Raw genomic sequence first — 18,921 nt, 5'->3', positions numbered from 1 at the left:
TGGTTCAGACCGTGCGGGTCGCCTTCGCGAGGTTCGCCTCCAGCTCGGCCTTCGTCTGCTTGACGACATACGCCGGCCGGTCGCGCTCGACGCGCCACGACTCGCTCAGCGGGCTGACGTCGACCGTGTCGAAGCCGATCCGGTCGTAAAGGTCCCTGGCGAAGTCGGCCGCGTCGGGATGGTCCGAGGACATCACCAGGGCGCGCCGGCCCGGCGTGCCGGACGGGGAACCGTCGGTCGTGATGTCGGCGGCGCCGATGTGGTTGAAGGCCTTGACCACCTTCGACTTGGGAAGGTGCTCCTGCAGCAACCCTGATGTGGTCGCCTCGCCCCGGTCGAGCTCGGCGAACCTGCCGTCGCGCTCCCAGTAGTAGTTGTTGGTGTCCAGCACGATCTTGCCGGCGAGCGGCTCGACCGGACGTCCCGGAACTTTTCCGAACGGTACCGTGACGACCACGACGTGTGCGCCCCGTCCCCCCGCTCCGGGCTCCGGATCGTGTACCCGTGTGCGGTGCCGTACTCCGGGTACCCGGCCGGCGGCACGGCCAGCGGACCGTCGGCCCGGGCCGAACCGGTGAAGGCGCCGTCCTGGTACACGTGCAGATCCAGCGCGCCGGTCGTGTCGCCGTCGACCGCCCAGCCCTTCAGGACCAGGTCGGTCCCGGACCGGTCGAACTGGTCGACCGCGCCGACCGGGTCGACCGCGACGGCGAGCGCGATGCAGCCGATGTCGGCGCTCCCGACGATCGGGCCCATGTTGTGCGCGTCGGCGCACACCCGGTCTCCGGCCCGCGCCGGCACCGTCCCGGTGAAGCCCCCACTCGTACCGGTGGTCACCGTGCCGACGAAGGCGCCGACGACCAGGACACTGATCGTCACCGGACGCCGGTCCGGGTGGGTGGCCCACCCGACGACCCTCACCGCGGCGGGCACCCAGGTCGCCCCGGTCAGCGCGCCTGACAGGTCGATCGGCTCGGGCGGGTCCTCGCACTTCGGCGGCGGGTCGGGGACGTTGCAGTTCAGCGCCATGTGCCGGGACCGCCGGCTCCACCAGGCCCCGCGCCGAGGGCCAGCAGCGCCGCGACGGCAGCGTGCAGAAATTGTCGCAAAATGATGGTCCTCGAAGTCTCGGACGCACACTGCAGCTTGCGCCGCCGGCGTGGCCGCCTCCGGTTTCAGCACCCGTGCATTCGCGTGCAAACCCGTCGATGCCGCGCTCGAGACGGACGGTGACCGGATGCCCCCGTTTCGCATCCGGTCACCGTCGCCGGTGGCCCGGACCGCCGCTCCCCCAACGTCCGGGCCACCGCGCTGGCAGTCTGTCAACGCCGCGGTACGGGCGCCAGATGCCGGGACCGATCTGGGACGGCGGGACGGCGGAAACGAGCTGACCTGCGGGGATGTTGCGGTCTTGGGACGGCCGATAGGATGCAGCCCGCCCCGACACCTGGAGAGATGACGGCGATGCCGCACCGTCCCGGCGAGCTTGCCGCGCTGCTGACCGCGCTGAAGGACCGCAGCGGGCTCAGCTATGCCCGCATCGGGCAGAAGACGAACCTGAGCAAGTCGACGGTGCACCGGTTCGTCGCCGGGGCGGCGGTGCCGCAGGACTTCGGCACGGTGGAGCGGATCGCCACGGCGTGCGGGGCGGACCGTGACGAGCTCGACCGGCTCTATCCGCTGTGGGCCGCGGCCCCGCGACAAGACCCGGCCGCCACCGCAGACCCGGCCGCCACCGCAGACCCGGCCGCCACCGCAGACCCGGCCGCCACCGCAGACCCGGCCGCCGGCTCAGAACCCGCCGCCTCGTCGAAGGCCGCCGTTGCACCGAGGCCGCGGCGCCTCGCCCTGTACGCCGGGCTGGCCGCGGCGCTGCTGGTGCTGGCGGGTGCGGTCGCGGCGGTGTGGTGGCGGGGCAGGGAAGACCGGCCGCAGACCGCGCCGTCGAGCGCGACCCCGCAGTGGATCAGCGGCCCGAGCTGGACGCTGCCCGCGCGACCGGTCCCGCCGGAGTACTTCGGGGTGACGATCAACAGCGCGACCGGGCACATGCCGGGGTTCACCACCGGCGCGGTGCGCCTGTGGGACAGCGAGACGGGCTGGTCGCGGGTGAACCCGGCGCGGGACCGGTTCGACTGGACGATCCTGGACCGGCTCGTCGAAGGGGCCACCACCGCCAGGCTGCCGGTGCTCTACACGATGGGCGGCACGCCGGCCTGGGCGGCGCCCAACGGCAAGCGGTCGGTCTACCCGAACAACGCGAAGTCGTCGCCGCCGGACGACCTGGCGGTGTGGGACGCGTACGTCAGCGCGCTGGTCGGCCGGTACAAGGGCCGCATCGCCGCCTACGAGCTGTGGGTGCTCGCCAACGACGCCCGGATGTACAGCGGCAGCGTCGAAACCCTGGTCGAGATGACCCGCCGGGGCAGCGCGATCATCCGCGCCACCGATCCCGCCGCCACCGTGGTCTGCCCGGGCATGGGCAACCTGTGGAGCGCCGAGGGCCAGCAGGTGCTGCGGGAGTTCGCCCGGCTCGGCGGCTACGAGTACTGCGACGCCGCCGCCGTCAAGCTGCACCAGCGCTCGCCGGAGGACCCGCCGGAGACGATGCTGGAGCTGACCACGCAGATCGACCGGCTCTTCCACGAGGCCGGCCTGCACCCGCCGCTGTGGAACACGGGCACGACCTACGCCATCCCGCTGGAGGGCCAGCTCGACCGGGCCCGCGCCCGCGACTACGCCGTCCGCTTCTACCTCGTCGGGCTGCTCGCCCGCACCACGAACCTGGACCGCATGTACTTCTACAACTGGGGCGGCACGAAGATCCCCATCGTGCTGCAGGCCGACGAGGGCGAGCCGACCGAGGCCGCCCTCGCCGTGCAGCAGTTGCAGCGCTGGCTCGCCGGAGCGCAGATCCGCTCCTGCGGCCACGGCCAGCCCGCCGGCCTGCCCGAGCAGGCGTGGCAGTGCGAGTTCGTCGTGCCGACCCCGGCCGGCAACCGGCGCGCCGTCATCCGCTGGACCCACACCGGCTCGGTACGCCTGCACGCCGAGGCCACGGCGGAGGCGCTGCTCCGACTCGACGGCACGACGGAGCCCCTGGCTGGCGGCGCAGAGCTCACCCTGACCGAAACCCCCGTCATGATCCGCTACAGCGACCTGTGACGTTACTCCCAGACCTCCGGCACCCTGCGCCGCGGCGACCTGGACCAGATCGAACGACACCGCTGTACCGCTGATCGCATTCGTCAAGAGAGAGTCAAGCCCGAAGAACCGCACCGGCGGGATCAACTCCGATCTCGCCGGTGCGGGCAGCGATCGAGCAGTCCTCCGTCGGCTGTGCGGGTCAGCGGCGGTTGCACCGACATCAGGTCAGGGTCTAGGCTAGCCGCCCACGGCGTTGGTGCGCTGCCGAGTGCTCGGTGACTCGATCGGGTGACCAGCCCGTTTGTGGCACACGCTCCTCGATCGCGGCGCCGTCCCGATGACCGCCATGAGACGCAGCGGACCAGCCGTCGAGCAGCTCATCGGCGCGCTGATCCCCAGGCCACTCCCTCGGCCCCTCCCGGCGCCGGCACCGCTGCCGACCCTCCCACCGCCCCAGGCACCGACGATCAGCAGGCTGGACCGCCCCGATGGCGGAGCGGCAGTGCTCACCGCGTTTCGTCGGCTGCGACCGTGTCGACGGCGGCGTCGCCGATCTCGAGGGCGGCCTGGCCGTCATCGGTGCAGTACGGCGCGATGAACTGCTCGTAGTGGTGGCAGATCTCGTCCCGGGTGTGCCGGCCCAGGAACGCCTGCATGTGCGTCACCGCGATCTCGGGGCGTTCCCGAATGGTGCGCAGAGCGCGGCGGTGGGCCCGGACCACGGCGTGCAGCGCCGGGGTGTCGAAGGGGACGTAGGCCGGGGTCCACGGCCACCCCGACGGTCGGAATCTGGAAGTGGTCCCCGACGAACGCCAGGACCCGCAATCCCGCCTCGGCGGCCACCTGGTCGGGTGCCATGGTGCTACCGACGGGTGCGGCGTCGATCGAGCCCTTGCGCAGCCCGCGGAGGTCCAGTCCGTAGTCACGGGGCTCGCGGGCAATGCATTCGACATCGCGGTCGGGGTCGAGGCCGTTGCGGCGCAGTGCGATGCGCGCGAAGCAGCCGATGTCAGTGCATCTGATCTTGCAAAGCCCGGCTACTACCGGACTGCTGTGTTGTCACCTGCGCGCGGGCTCGGGGACGCCGGACAGCAGGGCCAGCCGCAGTTTGGTCTCGTCCTCGGTATCGGCGGCTGCGGTAAGGATCACGATCTTCAGTTCTGCGTCGCCGTCGATCATGACGTCACAATCCACCGCGATCGGCCCGACCGTCGGGTGCTCGACGATCTTGTGATCTTCGCGGTGTGCACCGACCGCGCCGGCGGCCCACAGTTCGGCGAAGCGTTGGTTGCCCGCGGTGAGTACCTGGATCAGCCTGGTCAAGCGGTTGTCGTTCGGGAAGCGTCCGGCGGCGCGGCGCAAGTCCGCCACGACGGCGGCTTCAACTGTGTCGCGCGTGAGCGAGGTCACCGGCCAGTGCGACAGCCGTGGAGCGTCGCCATTGATCGGGAAGCTGTCACGGGCGAAGTTGCGAAGCGCCGGCGGCGTTGATGACGGGTCGCCGAGGAGCGCCGCCCAGCCACGGTTCCACCAGATCAGCTGCCAATCCGCGGCGAAGACCGCGACGGCGACGTCACCGAGCCGGTTGAGAACGCGGTGGATGCCGGGCGGGAGGTGGTCAGAGATCTCCCCTTCGGCGGGAGGGACGAGCCGGGCCAGCCGAAACAGATGATCGCGTTCGGCGATGCGAAGTTGCAGGGCACGAGCGAGTGCGGCGATCACCTGTGCCGAGGGGGTGGTGGACCGTCCCTGCTCCAGGCGTACGACGTAGTCGACTGAGATCCCGGCGAGCTCGGCAAGCTCCTCCCGGCGCAAGCCCTTCGCTCCGCGCGCGCCCGCTTGGCAGCCCCACGGCTGCTGGGGAGACGCGGTCGCGCCAGGCGCGCAGAGTCGCACCGAGCTCCGTGGCGTGAGTGACCATACGACGATTGTCCCGCGCGGCCAGCTGCCGAGGGTGGTAACCGCTTTCCTACCGTCGCGCCTTCCCTGGCACACTCCGCGGCGCGAGCGAACGATGGGCGCATGACGATCACCTTTATCACCGGGGCCAACAAGGGCCTCGGCTACGAGACCGCCCGTCGCCTCATCGCACAGGGCCACACCGTGCTTCTCGGCGCTCGCGATGCGCAGGCCGGCGCTGCGGCGGCCAAGAAACTGGGCGCCCGCTTCGTCCAGATCGACGTCACCGACGACGAGTCGGTCGCGGCGGCGGCAGCCGACGTCGAGCAGCACGAACGCGCCATCGACGTGTTGATCAACAACGCTGGCGTTCACGGCCCGCACGGTGACCCGAGCGGCTTGACGGGCGCAGACATCCTGACCGTGCTGGACGTCAATGTGGTCGGCGTGGTGCGCACCACCACGGCGTTCCTCCCGCTCCTACGACGCTCGGCCGACCCCGTCATCATCAACGTCAGCAGCTCCATGGGATCTCTGGCCGCCACGCACGATCGGTCGCGACCCGAGTCCCGGGTGATCGCCCCCGCCTACACGTCCTCCAAAGCGGCGCTCACCATGCTGACGGCCCAGTACGCCAAGGCGCTGACCGACATCCGCATCAACGCGGCCGACCCGGGTTACACAGCGACTGATCTCAACGGCAACACCGGCCCGCAAACCGTCACCGAAGGCACCGACGCCATCGTCGGCCTTGCCACCGAAGGACCGGGACACCGCTCCGGGCGGTTCGTCGACCGTGCCGGTGAGATCAAGTGGTCTTGAACCACTCATCGCCGCTGGGCGCGTCTGCGGGCAGCGCCTCCTGTCGACCGACGAGACCCCTCGACGCCGCCCGGCCACTCCCAGCGGATGAATGAAAGCGATCGTTCTCAATCGCACGTCTTGGCCATGCGTCAGACGATGCCGGCGATCCTGCCTGCATCGAACACGTCATTGACGACGTGCGCCAGGAACACCACGCCGAGGCACAGGCGGCCGAACAGCAGACCAACGTCGGTGGATCGAGCGCCCCGGCCATGTCCGCACAGCCGATGGACGAGCACCCTGAGCGTCGAACCTGACGTGTACTGCACCGGCTCGACGTGTGACGGCCCAGCGCCGGCGGTTCAGCTCAGGCCGTCGGGCAGTGGCCCGGCGGTGAGCAGGGCGACGACGCTGAGCAGTGCGTGCCGCAGTGCGTCGTCGGAGACGCCGGCGTTGAGGCCGATCCGCACGCCGTGCGCCGGCGCGGCCCGGCTGGCGGCGTAGTCGTCCCCCGGTGAGAGCAGCACCCCGAGCTGGCGCGCCGCGGCGACCAGCTGTCCGGAGGTCCACGGCTCGGGCAGCGGCAGCCACAGGTGTGGGGCGCCCGGGTCCGCCGTGACCGTGTACGGCGCGAGCAGGCTCGTGGCAACGGCGTGTCGTGCGGTTGCCGCGGCGGCCCGGGCGGCGGCCACACGCGTCGCGGTGCCGTCGGTGACCCAGCGGGCGAACACCTCGCCCAGCAGCGGCGCCGCGAGCCAGGCGGTGGCGCGCACGGCCGCGAGCAGGCGCGCCAGGGCGGTCGGTGCCGCGGTGAGCACCCCGACTCGCAGGCCCAGGCTGAGCGCCTTGGCGGCGCTGGCGACGTGGCAGGTGCGGGCCGGCAGCAGGGCGGCGATGGGGTCGGGCCGCCCGGGCGCCAACGGCGCGAGGGGATCGTCCTCCACGACCCAGACCCCCGCGCGGTCGCAGGCCTCGGCGAGCGCGGCCCGGCGTGCCGCGGGCATGATCCGGCCTGCCGGGTTGTCCAGCGTGGGCTGCAGGTGCACCACCGAGATCGCGCCGTCGCGGCACGCGGCGGCGAGGGCCTCCGGGATCATGCCCTCGTCGTCGGCGGCCACCGCCACCACGGGCAGGCGCAGTTGGCGGGCCGCCGCGAGCAGCCCGGGGTTGGTCAATGGCGTCGTGGCCACGGCGGTTCCCGGGCCGGCCAGCGCGCTCAGCGCCGCGGTCAGCGCGTGCTGGGCACCGGCGGTGAGCATCACCTGGCCCGCGTCCGGGCGGAACCCGCCGTGCGTCACCCAGGCCGCGGCGGCCTCCCGGTGAGCGCGCGCGTCGCCGCCGTGCTCGGTGTCCACCACCGTCCGGAGCGCGGAGGTGTCGGCGGCGAGGGCATTGAGCGTCTGAGTGAGCAGCTCGATGGTGTCAATCCGGTCGATCGGCGGGTGCAGGCTCGCGAGGTCCGTCGACGCACCGGCGCCGCCCGGGCTGATCCCGAAGCCCGCGCGGATGAACGTGCCCCGCCCGACCTCACCGCCCAGCAGCCCACGCCGCTCGGCCTCGGTGTAGCCACGGGCGACCGTGCCGACGGTTACCCCGAGCGCGCGGGCCAGCGCCCGATGGGTGGGCAGCCGGTCGCCGGGGTTGAGCCGGCCGTGCGCGACGTCGGAGGCGATGGCGTCGGCCAGGGCCTGGTACGCGGGGCGGTCACCGGGCAGCGGCCGCGGTCGCCAGGTGCTGGATGAGGCCACGCACCGATCCTCTCACAGTGAGATTGAACCCATCGACTTTGCGATTGACTCCATCAAATCAGATATATACGGTGTCAATCGGCGTCATCTGGAGGAGGAGTCATGGCATCGCAGGAGCAACGCTGGGTACGGCGGCTGTGGGGATCGGTCGGGGTGAGCCTGCTGGGCACCCAGATCACGGTGCTGGCCTTGCCACTGACCGCCCTCGGCGTGCTGCACGCCTCCGCCGGCCAGGTCGCGGCGCTCGCCGCGGCCGGCACAGCGCCGTTCCTGCTGCTCGGCCTGCCGGCCGGCGCGTTCGTCGACCGGTGGCCGCCCCGGCGGCTGATGGTGTGGGCAGATGTGGCACGGGCGGTGCTGCTGCTCAGCGTTCCGCTCGCGGTCGTGGCCGACGTGCTGACGCTGCCCCACCTGTTCGCCGTTGCCGCGGGCGTGGGCGCGCTCAGCGTGCCGTTCGACGTCGCCGCCCTGTCGGTGCTTCCGGCGTTGGTCCAGCCCGGCCGGGTCGCGGCCGCCAACGTCAAGCTCGAGGCCGCGCGTGCCGTCGCGCAGACCGGCGGCCCCGCCGTGGGCGGTGCCCTGGTACAGGCGATCACCGCACCGGCGGCGCTGGTCCTCGACGCGCTGAGTTATCTGGCGTCGGCGGTGCTGCTGCGCGGCCTGCCCGCCCTGCCCCGCGCCGACAACGCCGGACGACAGGCTCGGCTGCTGCGCCAGATGCGCGCCGGCATCGGCTTCTGCCTCACCCACCGCTACATCCGGCCGCTTGCGCTCGGCGCCGGGTGGATGAACTTCTGGACCGAGGCGCTGATGGCGGTGTTCATCACCTACGCCGTGCGGGACCTCCACCTGCCGGCCGCGGCCGTCGGCGCGGTGCTCGGCATCGCCAACCTCGGCTACCTCGCCGGATCGATGCTCGTACCGTGGCTCAACCGGCACCTCGGCGTGGGCCGCACGATCGCGCTGGGGGTGCTGCTGCACGGCGCCTACCTACTCGCCGCGCTCGCCCCGATCGCGCACCCCCTGCCCTGGATGACCGTGGGATTCATGGTGGCCGCGGCCGGCCAAGGCATCTGGAACGTCGACGCGGTGACGCTGCGCCAGACCACGACCCCCGGGCCGATGCTAGCCCGGATGAACGCGACCAACCGATTCCTCATCTGGGGCACGATGCCGCTCGGCGCAGCCGCCGGTGGCCTGCTCGCCAGCGGTGGCCTGGGCCTGCCGGCGACGGTCGCCGTCGCGGCGGGAGCGGTACCGCTCGCCGCCGTCGCGGTGCTGTTGTCGGCGGTACGGACGCTGCGGGCGATGCCGTCCGCGCCGGTCGACGGTGCCGGGTCACCTTGGCACGACTCCGGCGAGCAGGCCGGCCGCCGTCTACCGGATCAGCCGGCCCTGGTCACCGCGGCCCGGCACGGCTCGATGAACGCCACGGATGACAACGGCGCGAACGGGTAGATGCCGGTTCCCGGATCAACTGGTACCGGCCGGTGGATTGGCCGGGCGAGGAGGAAGGCGAACCGACATGGTCGATACAAGGTGGGCTACATCGTCGGTAGCCTGGCGACCGCTTCGACCAACCGGACGCTGTCCAAGGCGCTGATCCGCCTGGCCCCGCCGGACCTGGAGTTCGTGAGATCCCGATCAAGGACCTCCCGTTGTACAGCTACGACTACGACGACTTCCCGGCCGAAGGCAGGGCGCTCAAGGACGCCGTCGCCGCCGTGTACGCCGTGCTGTTCGTAACCCCCGAATACAACCGCTCCGTCCCGGGCGGTCTGAAGAACGCTATCGACTGAGCGAGCCGCCCTTGGGGCGACAACTCGTTCGCGCGCAAACCGTCGGCCGTGATCGGCGCATCCCCCGGCGCGATCGGGACCGCCGTCGCCCAGCAGAGCCTGCGCAGCGTGCTCAGCTACTGCGACTCGCCGCAGATGAACTCCCGGAGGCGTACATCCGGTTCACACGGGGGCCTGATCACCGACGCCGGCGAGGTCACCAACCCCGCGCACGTGCGGACCTCCACCCGCAGGACTCGATCGTTACGATCGCCCTGCTCCTCTGGGCGCTGCGCCCGGAACGGACCGCACCCGTTCGGTCGGCGGCTTCCCGGCCGGTGGACGAATAGTCCGGCCCGGCCCGGGACGGCGCGTGCTGTCCCCGGCCGCGCAGCCGTCCACAGCGTCCGTGCGTAGCGGTGGTCACCGGCGCGGCAGTAGCGCCTCGATGCCGGCGATGAGGATGTCCAGTCCGCATTCGAACTCCTGGTCGGGGTCGCAGGCTGCCAGGCGCGGCCCGATCTCGGCGACGGCCGGCAGGAGCCGGTCGGCGGACGGCTGGTCCAGCGAGTCGCCGGGTGCGCGAGCCGCGGCGTGGACGGCGAAGTATCCGCCCAGTTCAACCCCCTGGATACCGAGCGAGTAGGCGACCAGGGTGCGGTAGGTCGTAGCGGTGGCGGATGCGGAGAACCCGGCGGCGAGAAACGACCGGAACCCGGCCTCGATGAAGGCCAGTGCGTCCGGGGTGCGCGGGGGGAAGCGGGCGATCAGCGGCGCGGCGTTGGGGTGGCGCAGCGCGACGGCACGGGCCGAGCGCATGATCCGGCGGACGGTCTCCCGCCACTCGAGGCCCGGTGGCGGTGCTTCGACCTCGACCAGCAGCAGCTGCGCAACCGCCTCCAGGACGGCGTCCTTGTCGGGCAGATGGTGGTACAGCGCCATCGGCGAGGTCGACAGACGCCCGGCCAGGCGGCGCATCGTGAGCGCGTCGATGCCTTCGGTGTCGATCACGGCGAGGGCAGCCTCGGCGATCGCCCGCTCGTTCAACCTCGCCGTTCTGGGCACCACTCACGCTCCGTTCGGATGACGCGGCCTGACTTCCACGGTCCTATTTTTGTACGCCGTACGTTTATGAGATAACGCCGTACACATATGAAAGGCTACCTCGCACATGTCCATCACCAAGTCCCCATCCGACATCCGCGCTGCGGCTCGGGTGGTCGGGGCCACGAAGCTCTACGGTCGGGGGGACTCCACGGTCCGGGCCCTCGACAACGTGAGCTTCGAGTTCACGGCCGGGGTCTTCACCGCCATCATGGGACCCTCCGGCTCCGGCAAGTCCACCCTCCTGCACTGCCTCGCCGGTCTGGACACGCTGACCTCGGGCCAGGTCCTGATCGGCGACACCGACGTCGCGAAACTCTCCGACGGCGACCTGACGGTGCTGCGCCGCAACCGGCTCGGGTTCATCTTCCAGACGTACAACCTGGTGCCGACGCTGACGGCCGAGGAGAACATCGTGCTGCCCCTGCGGCTTGGCGGCCGCAAGGCCGACCCAGCGTGGCTCGCCCAGGTCGTCGCCGCCGTCGGGTTGGCCAACCGGCTGGGGCACACGCCGGCCGAGCTGTCTGGTGGCCAGCAGCAGCGGGTAGCCGCAGCCAGGGCACTGATCACCCGGCCGGAGATCGTCTTCGCCGACGAGCCGACCGGCGCGCTCGACTCCCACTCCAGCACAGAGCTGCTGCGCTTCCTGCGCCAGGCGGTGGACGAGTACGGCCAGACGATCGTGATGGTCACCCACGACGCGGTCGCCGCCAGCTACGCCGACCGGGTGCTGTTCCTGCGCGACGGCCGCATCGTCGCCGAGATGACCGAGCCGACCGCGGAGCGGATCCTCGACGCCATGAAGGGCCTCGGCGAGTGATGCTCACGCTCACCCTCAAGGGGCTGCGCGCCCGCAAGGTGCGGCTGTTCCTCACCGCGATCTCGATCATGCTGGGCGTCGCGTTCGTGAGCGGCACACTCGTGCTCACCGACACGGTCAATGCGGCGTTCGACCAGCTCTACGCCGGGCTGACCAAAGGCACCGATGTGACCGTGCGTGCCACGTCGGCGTTCACCGACACCAGCACGCTGCAGTCGACCAAACCATTGCCGCAGACCCTCGTTGACACGGTCCGCCGGGTGGACGGTGTGGCGGCCGCCGAAGGCTCGGTCACCGGGTACGCCCTGATGCTCGACAAGACGGGCAAACCGATTCAGCCCGGCGGCGCGCCGACCCTCGGCTCCGGCTACACCACCGACCGGGAGCTGGCCGGCGGCTTCAGCCTGCGCAGCGGCCGGGCGCCGCAGGCGGCCGACGAGGTCGTGGTGGACGCCGCGACCGCCGGCAAGTACTCCTACCGGCCCGGCGACGACATCGGCATCATCTTCGCGTCGGGCGGCCAGCGGCGGTTCACCGTCGTCGGCATCGCCGGCTTCGGCCAGGCCGACAACCTGGCCGGTGCGACCCTCGCGACCTTCGAGATGACCGCGGCCCAGCAGCTGCTGGGCAAGGTCGGGCAGTACGACACGATCGACGCACGCGGCCGGCCCGGCGTCAGCGCGGACGAGCTGCGGTCCCGCATCTCCCGCGTGTTGCCGGCCGGTGTGGAGGCGGTGACCAGCGCGACGATCGCGAGCGAGGCCAGCAAGTCGATCCAGAACGCGCTGAGCATGTTCACCAAGATCTTCCTCGGATTCGCGGCGGTCTCGCTGCTGGTCGGCTCGTTCATCATCTGGAACACGTTCTCGATCCTGGTCGCCCAGCGTGGCCGGGAGCACGCCCTGTTGCGGGCCATCGGCGCGGGGCGCCGGCAGATCCTGGGCAGCGTCCTTACCGAGGCGATCGTCGTCGGGCTGGTCGCCTCCGTCCTCGGACTCGGCCTCGGGCTGGCGGTCGCCGGCGGTCTGCGTGGACTGCTGGGCGCGGTCGGCATGGAGCTGCCCAACACGGCGCTGCAACTGCACAGCCGTACCGCGATCGCCGCCTTCGCCGTCGGTGTGCTCGTCACGCTGGTCGCCGCCCTGGCGCCGGCATGGCGGGCAACCCGAATCCCGCCGATCGCGGCACTGCGCGAGGCGGCCGGCCCCGTCAAGAGAGTCGCCCCCTGGCGGCTCGCCGTCGGCGGCCTGCTCCTGGTCGGGGGCGTAGCCGGTCTGGCACGGGCGATCAGCGCGGACTCCCAGACAGCCGCGGCGGGCCTCGGCACGCTGGCGACCGTCCTGGGCGTGATGATGCTGGCCCCGGTCGCCGTCCGGCCGCTGGTACGCGTGCTGGGGGCGCCGATCTCCCGCAGCGTCACCGGTGGCATGGGCCGGCTCAACGCAGCGCGTTCCCCGCGCCGCACCGCCTCGACCGCGAACGCCTTGATCATCGGGCTCGCACTCGTCGTCGCTGTGACCGTCGTCGCGTCCTCGATCAAGGCGTCGGTAGGGGACGTGCTGGACCGGGCGAACCGGGCCGACCTGATCCTGAAGGCCAACAACCAGTTCGCACCCGGCATCCCGGCCGGCGTCGCCGACAAGCTACGCGGGCTGCCGGAGGCCGACACCGTCTCGGAGATGCGCTGGGGCACGGCACGGGTCGACGCGGCGAGCACGCCGATGGCAGCTGTCGACCCCGCCACCGTCGAGCGCGTCGCCAACCTCGGCATCGTCTCCGGGTCGGTCAGCGCGCTCGGACCCGACGCCATCCTGCTGTCGGTCGACGTCGCCAAGGCCAAAGGGCTGCACGCCGGCTCACCGCTGACGGTGACGTTCGCCCAGACCGGCGAGCACCAGCTGCGAGTGGCCGGTACCTTCACAGACACCACCCTCATCGGCACGCCCTACGTGATCAGCCTGGACACCTACGACGCCAACTTCAGCGACCGGCTCGACATCGCCGTGCTCGTGGCGGCGAAGAAGGACGTCAGCACCGCGCAGATCAAGCAGCTCGCGACGACGACGCTGGCCGAGTACCCGAACGTCGCGATCTCGGATGCCAACGATCTGAAGGACACCCAGAGCAAGAGCGTCGACCAGCTCCTCGGCATGGTATCCGTGATGTTGCTGCTGGCCGTGGTGATCGCGCTGCTCGGCGTGGTCAACACCCTGGTTCTGTCCGTGCTGGAACGCACCCGCGAGCTGGGGCTGCTGCGGGCGGTCGGCATGACCCGCCGGCAGGTGCGCTCGGCCGTGCGCTGGGAGGCGGTACTCATCGCGGCGGTCGGCGCCGTCCTCGGACTGGTGCTGGGCCTGGCGTTCGGCGCGGCCTTCTCGCGAGCGTTGGCGTCCATCGGCATCATCACCGTTGACGTGCCGGTCGTCCAGCCCCTCGTATACGCCGTCGTCGCGATCCTCGCCGGCGTCATCGCCGCCATCGCCCCGGCACGCCGGGCCGCAAAGGTCGACATCCTCCGGGCCGTCGTCACCCAATAGCCGGCCCGGCACGAGGCGGTACCCGGTACGAGGCCGGTACCCGGTACGAAGCGGGATCCAGAGCTTGGCCCGCGCGGTACCGGGTACCGGCCGGCGGATGCTCGCGCGCCGGTACTCACCGCGAACGCCACACAGCGACGCCATCCGCCGACCAGCGCACCGCAGTGGCCGATCCCATGAGGGAGCGGTACTCCCCGAACTCCTCATGGACCTCACCGCCGATCGCGCGACGACAGACGGCAAATGAACCCAGTACCCGACGTGGCCCTATGTCGTGGTGGAGGCCGACGAGCTGGCCAAACGCTCACCGTGTACCGGAAGCGACGCGCATGGGCGGTTCAGTTATCCTCCGCCGATGGCATCGAAGCGCAACGCGACGCTCGAAGCGATGATCGAAGAGGCCACCGTCGACGCGTACGGTGACGATGAAGAGCTCACCGGCCTGTTCACCATGCTCGAGGAGCACCTGGCGGTGCCGTTCACCTCCACCGTCCTCGGCGTGGAGGTCACCGTACGCAAGATCGACCTGACCGACGACACGATCGTGGCGGTCTGCTCCCGGGGCCGCGAACGGCAACGCATCGACCTGCTCGACCTGCCGCTGCCCACCCCGCCGCCAGACGGTGCGGTGTGGATCGACGCCTATCGGTACTGGGCCGGGCGGTAGCGCCGGTGAGCGAGTACCAGTACTACGAGTTCACCGCGGTCGACCAGGCCCTGACGGCTCGGCAGCGAAGCGAGCTGCGGTCGCTGTCCACCAGGGCGGACATCACCGCCACCAGCTTCGTCAACACCTACGAATGGGGCGACTTCAAGGGCGACCCGCGCGCGCTGATGGAACGGTACTTCGACGCCCACCTGTACCTGGCGAACTGGGGCACCCGGCGGCTCATGCTGCGGCTACCGAAGGCCGTCCTCGACCCGGCCACCGCCGCCGAGTACTGCGTGGGCGACAGCGCATTCGCCTGGACCAGCGGCAAGCACGTCATCGTCTGCCTCAACCGGGAGGACGACGACGGTACCGACGAATGGGACATCGACGGGCACGGCCTGCTCGGCTCAATTCTCCCCGCGCGGGCCGACCTCGCGGCCGGCAACCTCCGCCTGCTCTACCTGGGCTGGTTGCGCTGCGTCCAATCGGGAGAACTCGACGACGAGCCAGAGCCTGTAGTCCCGGCTGGTCTGGGCACGCTGAGCGCCTCGCTGAGAGCCGTCGCCGAATTCCTGTGCATCGACCCGGACCTCCTCGCCGCCGCGGCCGACGGCTCAGCCGCGACCAGCGCCAGCCAGCCGACTCACGCGCAACTGCGACAATGGGCCACCGCACTCCCCGCGGGCGACAAAGACGCGATCCTCGCCGCCCTCATCACGGGCGCGGACGGCCACCTCCGCGAGCAACTGCTGCGCCGGTACCGCGTGGAGCATCCGCCGCATCCGCCGACGGCCGCACGAACCGCCGGGCAACTGCTCAGCGCTGCCGCGGACCGGCGCGCCGAACGCGAGCGTCAGCTCGTCGCGCGCCAGGAACGCGACCGGATCCGGCGGGAACGGTCCGCGGCGGCCGAACGGCAACGCCGGCTCGACGCGCTCGCCGTTGACCAGGAATCCGCCTGGCAACAGGTCGACGCCCTCATCGCCACGAAGAAGCCACGCGAGTACGACACCGCCGTGCAACTGCTCGTCGACCTCCGCGACGTCGCCGAACGCGACGGCGACCCCGCCCCGTTCCACCGGCGCCTGACCGAACTCCGGGCGACCCACGCCCGTAAGCCCAGCCTGCTCGACCGCCTGGAACTGGCCGGACTCGATGGCTGATACCATCCGGCCGACCGCGGCGGCTGCCGCCGACCACGAGACTCTCCTGCTGCGCTTCCTGCTCGAAACCGCGTGCCGCCGCGAAGGCCTGCTCAACCTCACCCCGACATCGGTCCACCCAACCCGGCAGACCGTCATCCTCGACGAAAAGCACACCCAACACCGCGAACAGCCAGTCTCCCCCACCATGGTTGACGCCGCCGCCGACCCCAGCTGCCCTTTGTACACCTGGACCCGCCGTCGCCTCGACGCACTCTGGGCCCGTCTCGGGCGTGAACTCGACTGGTTCGCCACGCCCGGCATCACGACACACTGGTTCCGGCACACCACCATCACCCGCGTCGAACACCGCACCGGCAGCTACGCTCTCGCCGCCGCATTCGCCGGCCACCACCTCCCGGGCAGCACTGGCACCCACATCAACATCACCGTCGCCGACGTCTGCTGGGCCTTCCAACAGACCGGCTACGGCCACCATCCACTTGCCCAACACGCTCACCGGCAGAAATAGCCGCAAGCCCGCCGGTAGGAAACAACTGCAGTAGCCTCGCCGTCGCGTTCGGGGTGATAGAGCCGCCGCTGGGTGTCTTCATCGCGGCTGTCCCGTTCGTGAAGATGCTCGGCAAGGCCCACCTGATCCAGCCGATACGGTTCGCCGCTGACGTCATCGACGGTGCCGCAGCCTGTCGATGGCGAGGCGGAGGGCACTGTCCGGCTGCAGGACCTGAGCAGGAGGCCGCCGAGGACGTGGCAACCGCGCAGTCCGCCCGCCGTGGCGAGCGAATCGAGTCGGCGGCGGCGCGCCCGCGTCGTGCGCGTGCCACCGCCGCTGCGGCGGCCTGAAGCCGCCGCCGGCAGACTCGCACGGCAGGCTCGGCGAGGTCATAGCCATCGGCCCGGTCGCCGGCGCGGGAGCCCTGCTGCTGGCGGCGCCGCTCAGCCGGCTGCTCGCCTCGGCGAGGCCGGGAGCGTCGCGCGGGCCCAGGGCCCCGGCGCACGGACCGCGATCGAGGCGGGCGAGGTGCGGTACCGATTCCGGTGCCCCTATTCCTGGCGCTGCTCCTGCTCGCCGTCGTCGCCTTCGCCCTGCGGGTCATCGCCCGCCGCCGGAACCGCCTATAGTGGTCGAATGCGGTCGATATCTGCCGGGGCGGTGATCGCGCTGCTCGTGGCGGGGATCGCGGATCTGGCTCTCGTCGCCGCGTATCGCAGCGCCGCCCAGGACGCCACGACAACCGGCGAGCTGTTCGCCGCGCTGGACGCCGCGCGTCTGCTGCACGGCCTGGCCTTCCTCGTCGCGTTCGCCGCGCTGATCGCCGTCGCCGTGGCGCTGCGCCGGGCGCCGTGGTGGTGCCGGCTGCTCTGGGTCGCGTTCGTCGCGCGGGCCGTCGCCGCGTACGTGACCGCCCCCGAGCCGCCGCCCGGGTACCAGGCCCTCTGGGACGACTCGCAGCCCCCGACGGCCGGCCTGCGCCGGTCGGTGCTCGGCGAGCTGTGGGCGATGATCCCCGTCCCGGTCGACGCGCTCGGCGTCGTGCTGCTCGCCGCGGCGGCGGCCGGGCTGCTATTCGTCGTCCTCCGGCGAGTCCCCGAGGCGCCATAGCTCGAGCAGGTAGTGCTCGAGCCCCGCGTATGCGGCCAGCGCGTCGCCCCACTGGGCGGTGGGCAGGTCCGGATGGTCGCGCAGGAACCGGTGCGCGGCGTCGGCGGCCTCGGCGCGTCCGGTGGCGGTGACGCGGATGCGGTACACCCCGGGGCCCTCGGCCAGCTCGCCGGTGATCCCGCTGACGCCCGTGTCGCCGAGCCGGACGCGCCCGGAGGGGAAGTCGATGTCGTGTTCGTGCCGCGGGGCGGCCGGTGGTGCTCCGGCGCCGAGCACGCGGAGGCGGACATCCACCGGGATCAGGTCCTGGGCCACGCTGATGACGAGGACGTAACCGGTCGAGCCGGTGACGTCGGCCGACGCGGCGACGACGGCCGCGTCCATTCCCTCGGCGGCGTCCGCCTCGACGTCGCGCAGGGTGAGCAACCGGTAGTCCGGGGTCAGCCGCAGGTCCATCGTCCGCCGTACCGCCTTTCAGTCAGCCGCGCCGTGGTGCTCCGGACGGACCGGGGCACCACGGCGTTCGGTCAGGGAGCCGTCGTGACGGTGAACCCGTCGCCGTCGAGGAGCCGGTTGGCGCCGTAGAAGGCGTTCAGCTTGGACCCGCCGAGCTGGTTCTGCTGGGCGTTGATCGGGCGGGCCGACCCGTGCCACTCCTGCGCGCCGCGGGGTTTGCCGGCGGTGGAGTACGCCGAACCCTCCTCCGTGGATTTGAACGGGTACTCGTCGCAGTCCAGCCCGCCGGCCGCGTAGTCGTCGCCCCACACATCCTTGCAGATCCCCACCGACGCCCGGTGGTTGGCCTCGATCTCGCTCGCGTCCATCAGGCGGTGCAGCATCGACGGCGGGTTCTTGCCCACGAAGCTCGGGAACGTCCGCTCGGGGTGGTGCAGCGCGTCGTTGACGTGCTTGGCCTCGGCGTCGATGCCGACGCCGGACATCGGCAGGACGAACTCCGGCACGTTGTCGACGAACACGGTGCCCTTGTACTTCCCACCGCCGAGGGCCGCTCCGGCGCTGTCGAACCGGACCGCGTTGCTCGCGACGATCCGCAGGGCGGGTTCGGTCAGGCCGTCGCGGTACTCGATGAGGTAGCTGACCTGGGCGACGAACTCGGTGGTGTAGTACGGCAGCAGCCCGGCGGTGTCCGGCGACGTGATCGAGACGACGTCCATCGCCGGCTGCTGGTACCAGCCCAGCGCCGTGCGCTCCTGCCGGAGCGTCGCGGGGCACGTGACGTCGCCGCGTCCGGCGCACCCGTCGTACATCACGGTCAGGAACGTCAGGTCGTCGCGCATCGACGAGGTCTGGTGCACGTTCTCGACCGAGGTCACGTAGTCGACGCGGCGGCTGCCGTCGTAGGCGAACGCCAGGATCCACAGGTCGAAGTCGACGAAGCCGAGCTCCTCGCCGCTCTGCCGGCGCAGCACGACGTGCAGCGGGTAGTGATGGCACTGCTCGAAGCGGGTGCGGGCCCAGCCGTACCGGGAGCCGGCCTGGCCGGGATGCGCCTCGCAGTCCTGCTTGAGGTCGGCGGCCTCGTCCAGCAGCCGCGTGGTGTTCCCCGGCCGGGCCGGCGCGGCGAGCGCACCGACCGGGCTCAGGGTCAGGGCCAGCGTCACACCCAGGGCGGCCGCGGCGACAGTTCTCCACATGGTCGTCACTC

Annotated in this window: 18 protein-coding genes; 10 read left to right on the top strand and 8 right to left on the bottom strand. The window is 71.4% G+C overall.

The window, feature by feature from the left end:
• Nucleotides 1–4 precede the first annotated feature (4 nt).
• Complete coding sequence (locus ACQP2P_RS15315; RefSeq protein WP_433616629.1) at nucleotides 5–457, bottom strand: NADPH-dependent F420 reductase; 453 nt, start codon at nucleotides 455–457, stop codon at nucleotides 5–7.
• Between the two features lie 1,007 nt (nucleotides 458–1,464).
• Between ACQP2P_RS15315 and ACQP2P_RS15310 the strand changes: the two genes are divergently transcribed.
• The gene (locus ACQP2P_RS15310; RefSeq protein ID WP_433616627.1) at nucleotides 1,465–3,165 is read left to right on the top strand and encodes a helix-turn-helix domain-containing protein; all 1,701 of its coding nucleotides are present in this window, start codon (nucleotides 1,465–1,467) and stop codon (nucleotides 3,163–3,165) included.
• 488 nt (nucleotides 3,166–3,653) lie between these two features.
• On the opposite strand, the gene ACQP2P_RS15305 is transcribed toward ACQP2P_RS15310, so the two are convergent.
• Both ACQP2P_RS15305 and ACQP2P_RS15300 read right to left on the bottom strand, forming a co-directional pair.
• On the bottom strand, nucleotides 3,654–3,803 hold the full coding sequence (locus ACQP2P_RS15305) for a hypothetical protein (protein WP_433616625.1): 150 nt from the start codon (nucleotides 3,801–3,803) through the stop codon (nucleotides 3,654–3,656).
• A 403-nt stretch (nucleotides 3,804–4,206) separates the two neighbouring features.
• Complete coding sequence (locus tag ACQP2P_RS15300; protein ID WP_433616623.1) at nucleotides 4,207–4,962, bottom strand: helix-turn-helix domain-containing protein; 756 nt, start codon at nucleotides 4,960–4,962, stop codon at nucleotides 4,207–4,209.
• A gap of 207 nt (nucleotides 4,963–5,169) precedes the next feature.
• Between ACQP2P_RS15300 and ACQP2P_RS15295 the strand changes: the two genes are divergently transcribed.
• The gene (locus tag ACQP2P_RS15295) at nucleotides 5,170–5,868 is read left to right on the top strand and encodes an SDR family NAD(P)-dependent oxidoreductase (RefSeq protein ID WP_433616621.1); all 699 of its coding nucleotides are present in this window, start codon (nucleotides 5,170–5,172) and stop codon (nucleotides 5,866–5,868) included.
• 131 nt (nucleotides 5,869–5,999) lie between these two features.
• On the opposite strand, the gene ACQP2P_RS15290 is transcribed toward ACQP2P_RS15295, so the two are convergent.
• Nucleotides 6,000–6,179: a hypothetical protein gene (locus ACQP2P_RS15290; RefSeq protein WP_433616620.1), complete on the bottom strand. Its 180-nt coding sequence runs from the start codon at nucleotides 6,177–6,179 to the stop codon at nucleotides 6,000–6,002.
• 33 nt (nucleotides 6,180–6,212) lie between these two features.
• Nucleotides 6,213–7,598 carry a PLP-dependent aminotransferase family protein gene (locus ACQP2P_RS15285; protein ID WP_433616619.1) on the bottom strand — a complete coding sequence of 462 codons (1,386 nt, stop codon included), beginning with the start codon at nucleotides 7,596–7,598 and terminating at the stop codon, nucleotides 6,213–6,215.
• Between the two features lie 102 nt (nucleotides 7,599–7,700).
• On the opposite strand from ACQP2P_RS15285, the gene ACQP2P_RS15280 reads away from it, so the two are divergent.
• Together ACQP2P_RS15280 and ACQP2P_RS15275 are read left to right on the top strand one after the other, a co-directional pair.
• Complete coding sequence (locus ACQP2P_RS15280) at nucleotides 7,701–9,056, top strand: MFS transporter (protein WP_433616618.1); 1,356 nt, start codon at nucleotides 7,701–7,703, stop codon at nucleotides 9,054–9,056.
• Nucleotides 9,057–9,256: 200 nt separating this feature from the next.
• A complete protein-coding gene (locus ACQP2P_RS15275; RefSeq protein ID WP_433616616.1) occupies nucleotides 9,257–9,397 on the top strand; it encodes an NADPH-dependent FMN reductase in 141 nt (46 codons plus the stop codon).
• 402 nt (nucleotides 9,398–9,799) lie between these two features.
• Here ACQP2P_RS15275 and ACQP2P_RS15270 read toward each other — a convergent pair whose 3' ends face one another.
• Complete coding sequence (locus ACQP2P_RS15270; protein ID WP_433616615.1) at nucleotides 9,800–10,444, bottom strand: TetR/AcrR family transcriptional regulator; 645 nt, start codon at nucleotides 10,442–10,444, stop codon at nucleotides 9,800–9,802.
• A gap of 103 nt (nucleotides 10,445–10,547) precedes the next feature.
• Here ACQP2P_RS15270 and ACQP2P_RS15265 point away from each other — a divergent pair, with 103 nt between their 5' ends.
• From ACQP2P_RS15265 to ACQP2P_RS15240, 6 genes are all read left to right on the top strand, one after another.
• Nucleotides 10,548–11,300, top strand: coding sequence for an ABC transporter ATP-binding protein (locus ACQP2P_RS15265; protein WP_433616613.1), 753 nt, complete (start codon nucleotides 10,548–10,550; stop codon nucleotides 11,298–11,300).
• Nucleotides 11,300–13,837, top strand: a complete 2,538-nt coding sequence (locus ACQP2P_RS15260; protein ID WP_433619142.1) for an ABC transporter permease — start codon at nucleotides 11,300–11,302, stop codon at nucleotides 13,835–13,837. The genes ACQP2P_RS15265 and ACQP2P_RS15260 overlap by 1 nt, the downstream gene beginning before the upstream one ends.
• Before the next feature lie 355 nt (nucleotides 13,838–14,192).
• The gene (locus ACQP2P_RS15255) at nucleotides 14,193–14,504 is read left to right on the top strand and encodes a hypothetical protein (protein WP_433616611.1); all 312 of its coding nucleotides are present in this window, start codon (nucleotides 14,193–14,195) and stop codon (nucleotides 14,502–14,504) included.
• A 5-nt stretch (nucleotides 14,505–14,509) separates the two neighbouring features.
• On the top strand, nucleotides 14,510–15,652 hold the full coding sequence (locus ACQP2P_RS15250) for a hypothetical protein (protein WP_433616610.1): 1,143 nt from the start codon (nucleotides 14,510–14,512) through the stop codon (nucleotides 15,650–15,652).
• Nucleotides 15,645–16,163 carry a hypothetical protein gene (locus ACQP2P_RS15245; RefSeq protein ID WP_433616608.1) on the top strand — a complete coding sequence of 173 codons (519 nt, stop codon included), beginning with the start codon at nucleotides 15,645–15,647 and terminating at the stop codon, nucleotides 16,161–16,163. The genes ACQP2P_RS15250 and ACQP2P_RS15245 overlap by 8 nt, the downstream gene beginning before the upstream one ends.
• A gap of 618 nt (nucleotides 16,164–16,781) precedes the next feature.
• On the top strand, nucleotides 16,782–17,255 hold the full coding sequence (locus ACQP2P_RS15240) for a hypothetical protein (protein WP_433616606.1): 474 nt from the start codon (nucleotides 16,782–16,784) through the stop codon (nucleotides 17,253–17,255).
• Here ACQP2P_RS15240 and ACQP2P_RS15235 read toward each other — a convergent pair.
• Complete coding sequence (locus ACQP2P_RS15235) at nucleotides 17,217–17,711, bottom strand: hypothetical protein (RefSeq protein WP_433616604.1); 495 nt, start codon at nucleotides 17,709–17,711, stop codon at nucleotides 17,217–17,219. The genes ACQP2P_RS15240 and ACQP2P_RS15235 overlap by 39 nt on opposite strands.
• A 71-nt stretch (nucleotides 17,712–17,782) precedes the next feature.
• Nucleotides 17,783–18,910 carry a NucA/NucB deoxyribonuclease domain-containing protein gene (locus ACQP2P_RS15230; protein WP_433616603.1) on the bottom strand — a complete coding sequence of 376 codons (1,128 nt, stop codon included), beginning with the start codon at nucleotides 18,908–18,910 and terminating at the stop codon, nucleotides 17,783–17,785.
• Between the last annotated feature and the right edge of the window lie 11 nt (nucleotides 18,911–18,921).

Source organism: Dactylosporangium sp. CA-139114, from assembly GCF_050955725.1.
Classification (GTDB): domain Bacteria; phylum Actinomycetota; class Actinomycetes; order Mycobacteriales; family Micromonosporaceae; genus Dactylosporangium.
Note: the sequence above shows the minus strand (reverse complement) of the source record. Positions and strands in the feature narration are given on the sequence as shown.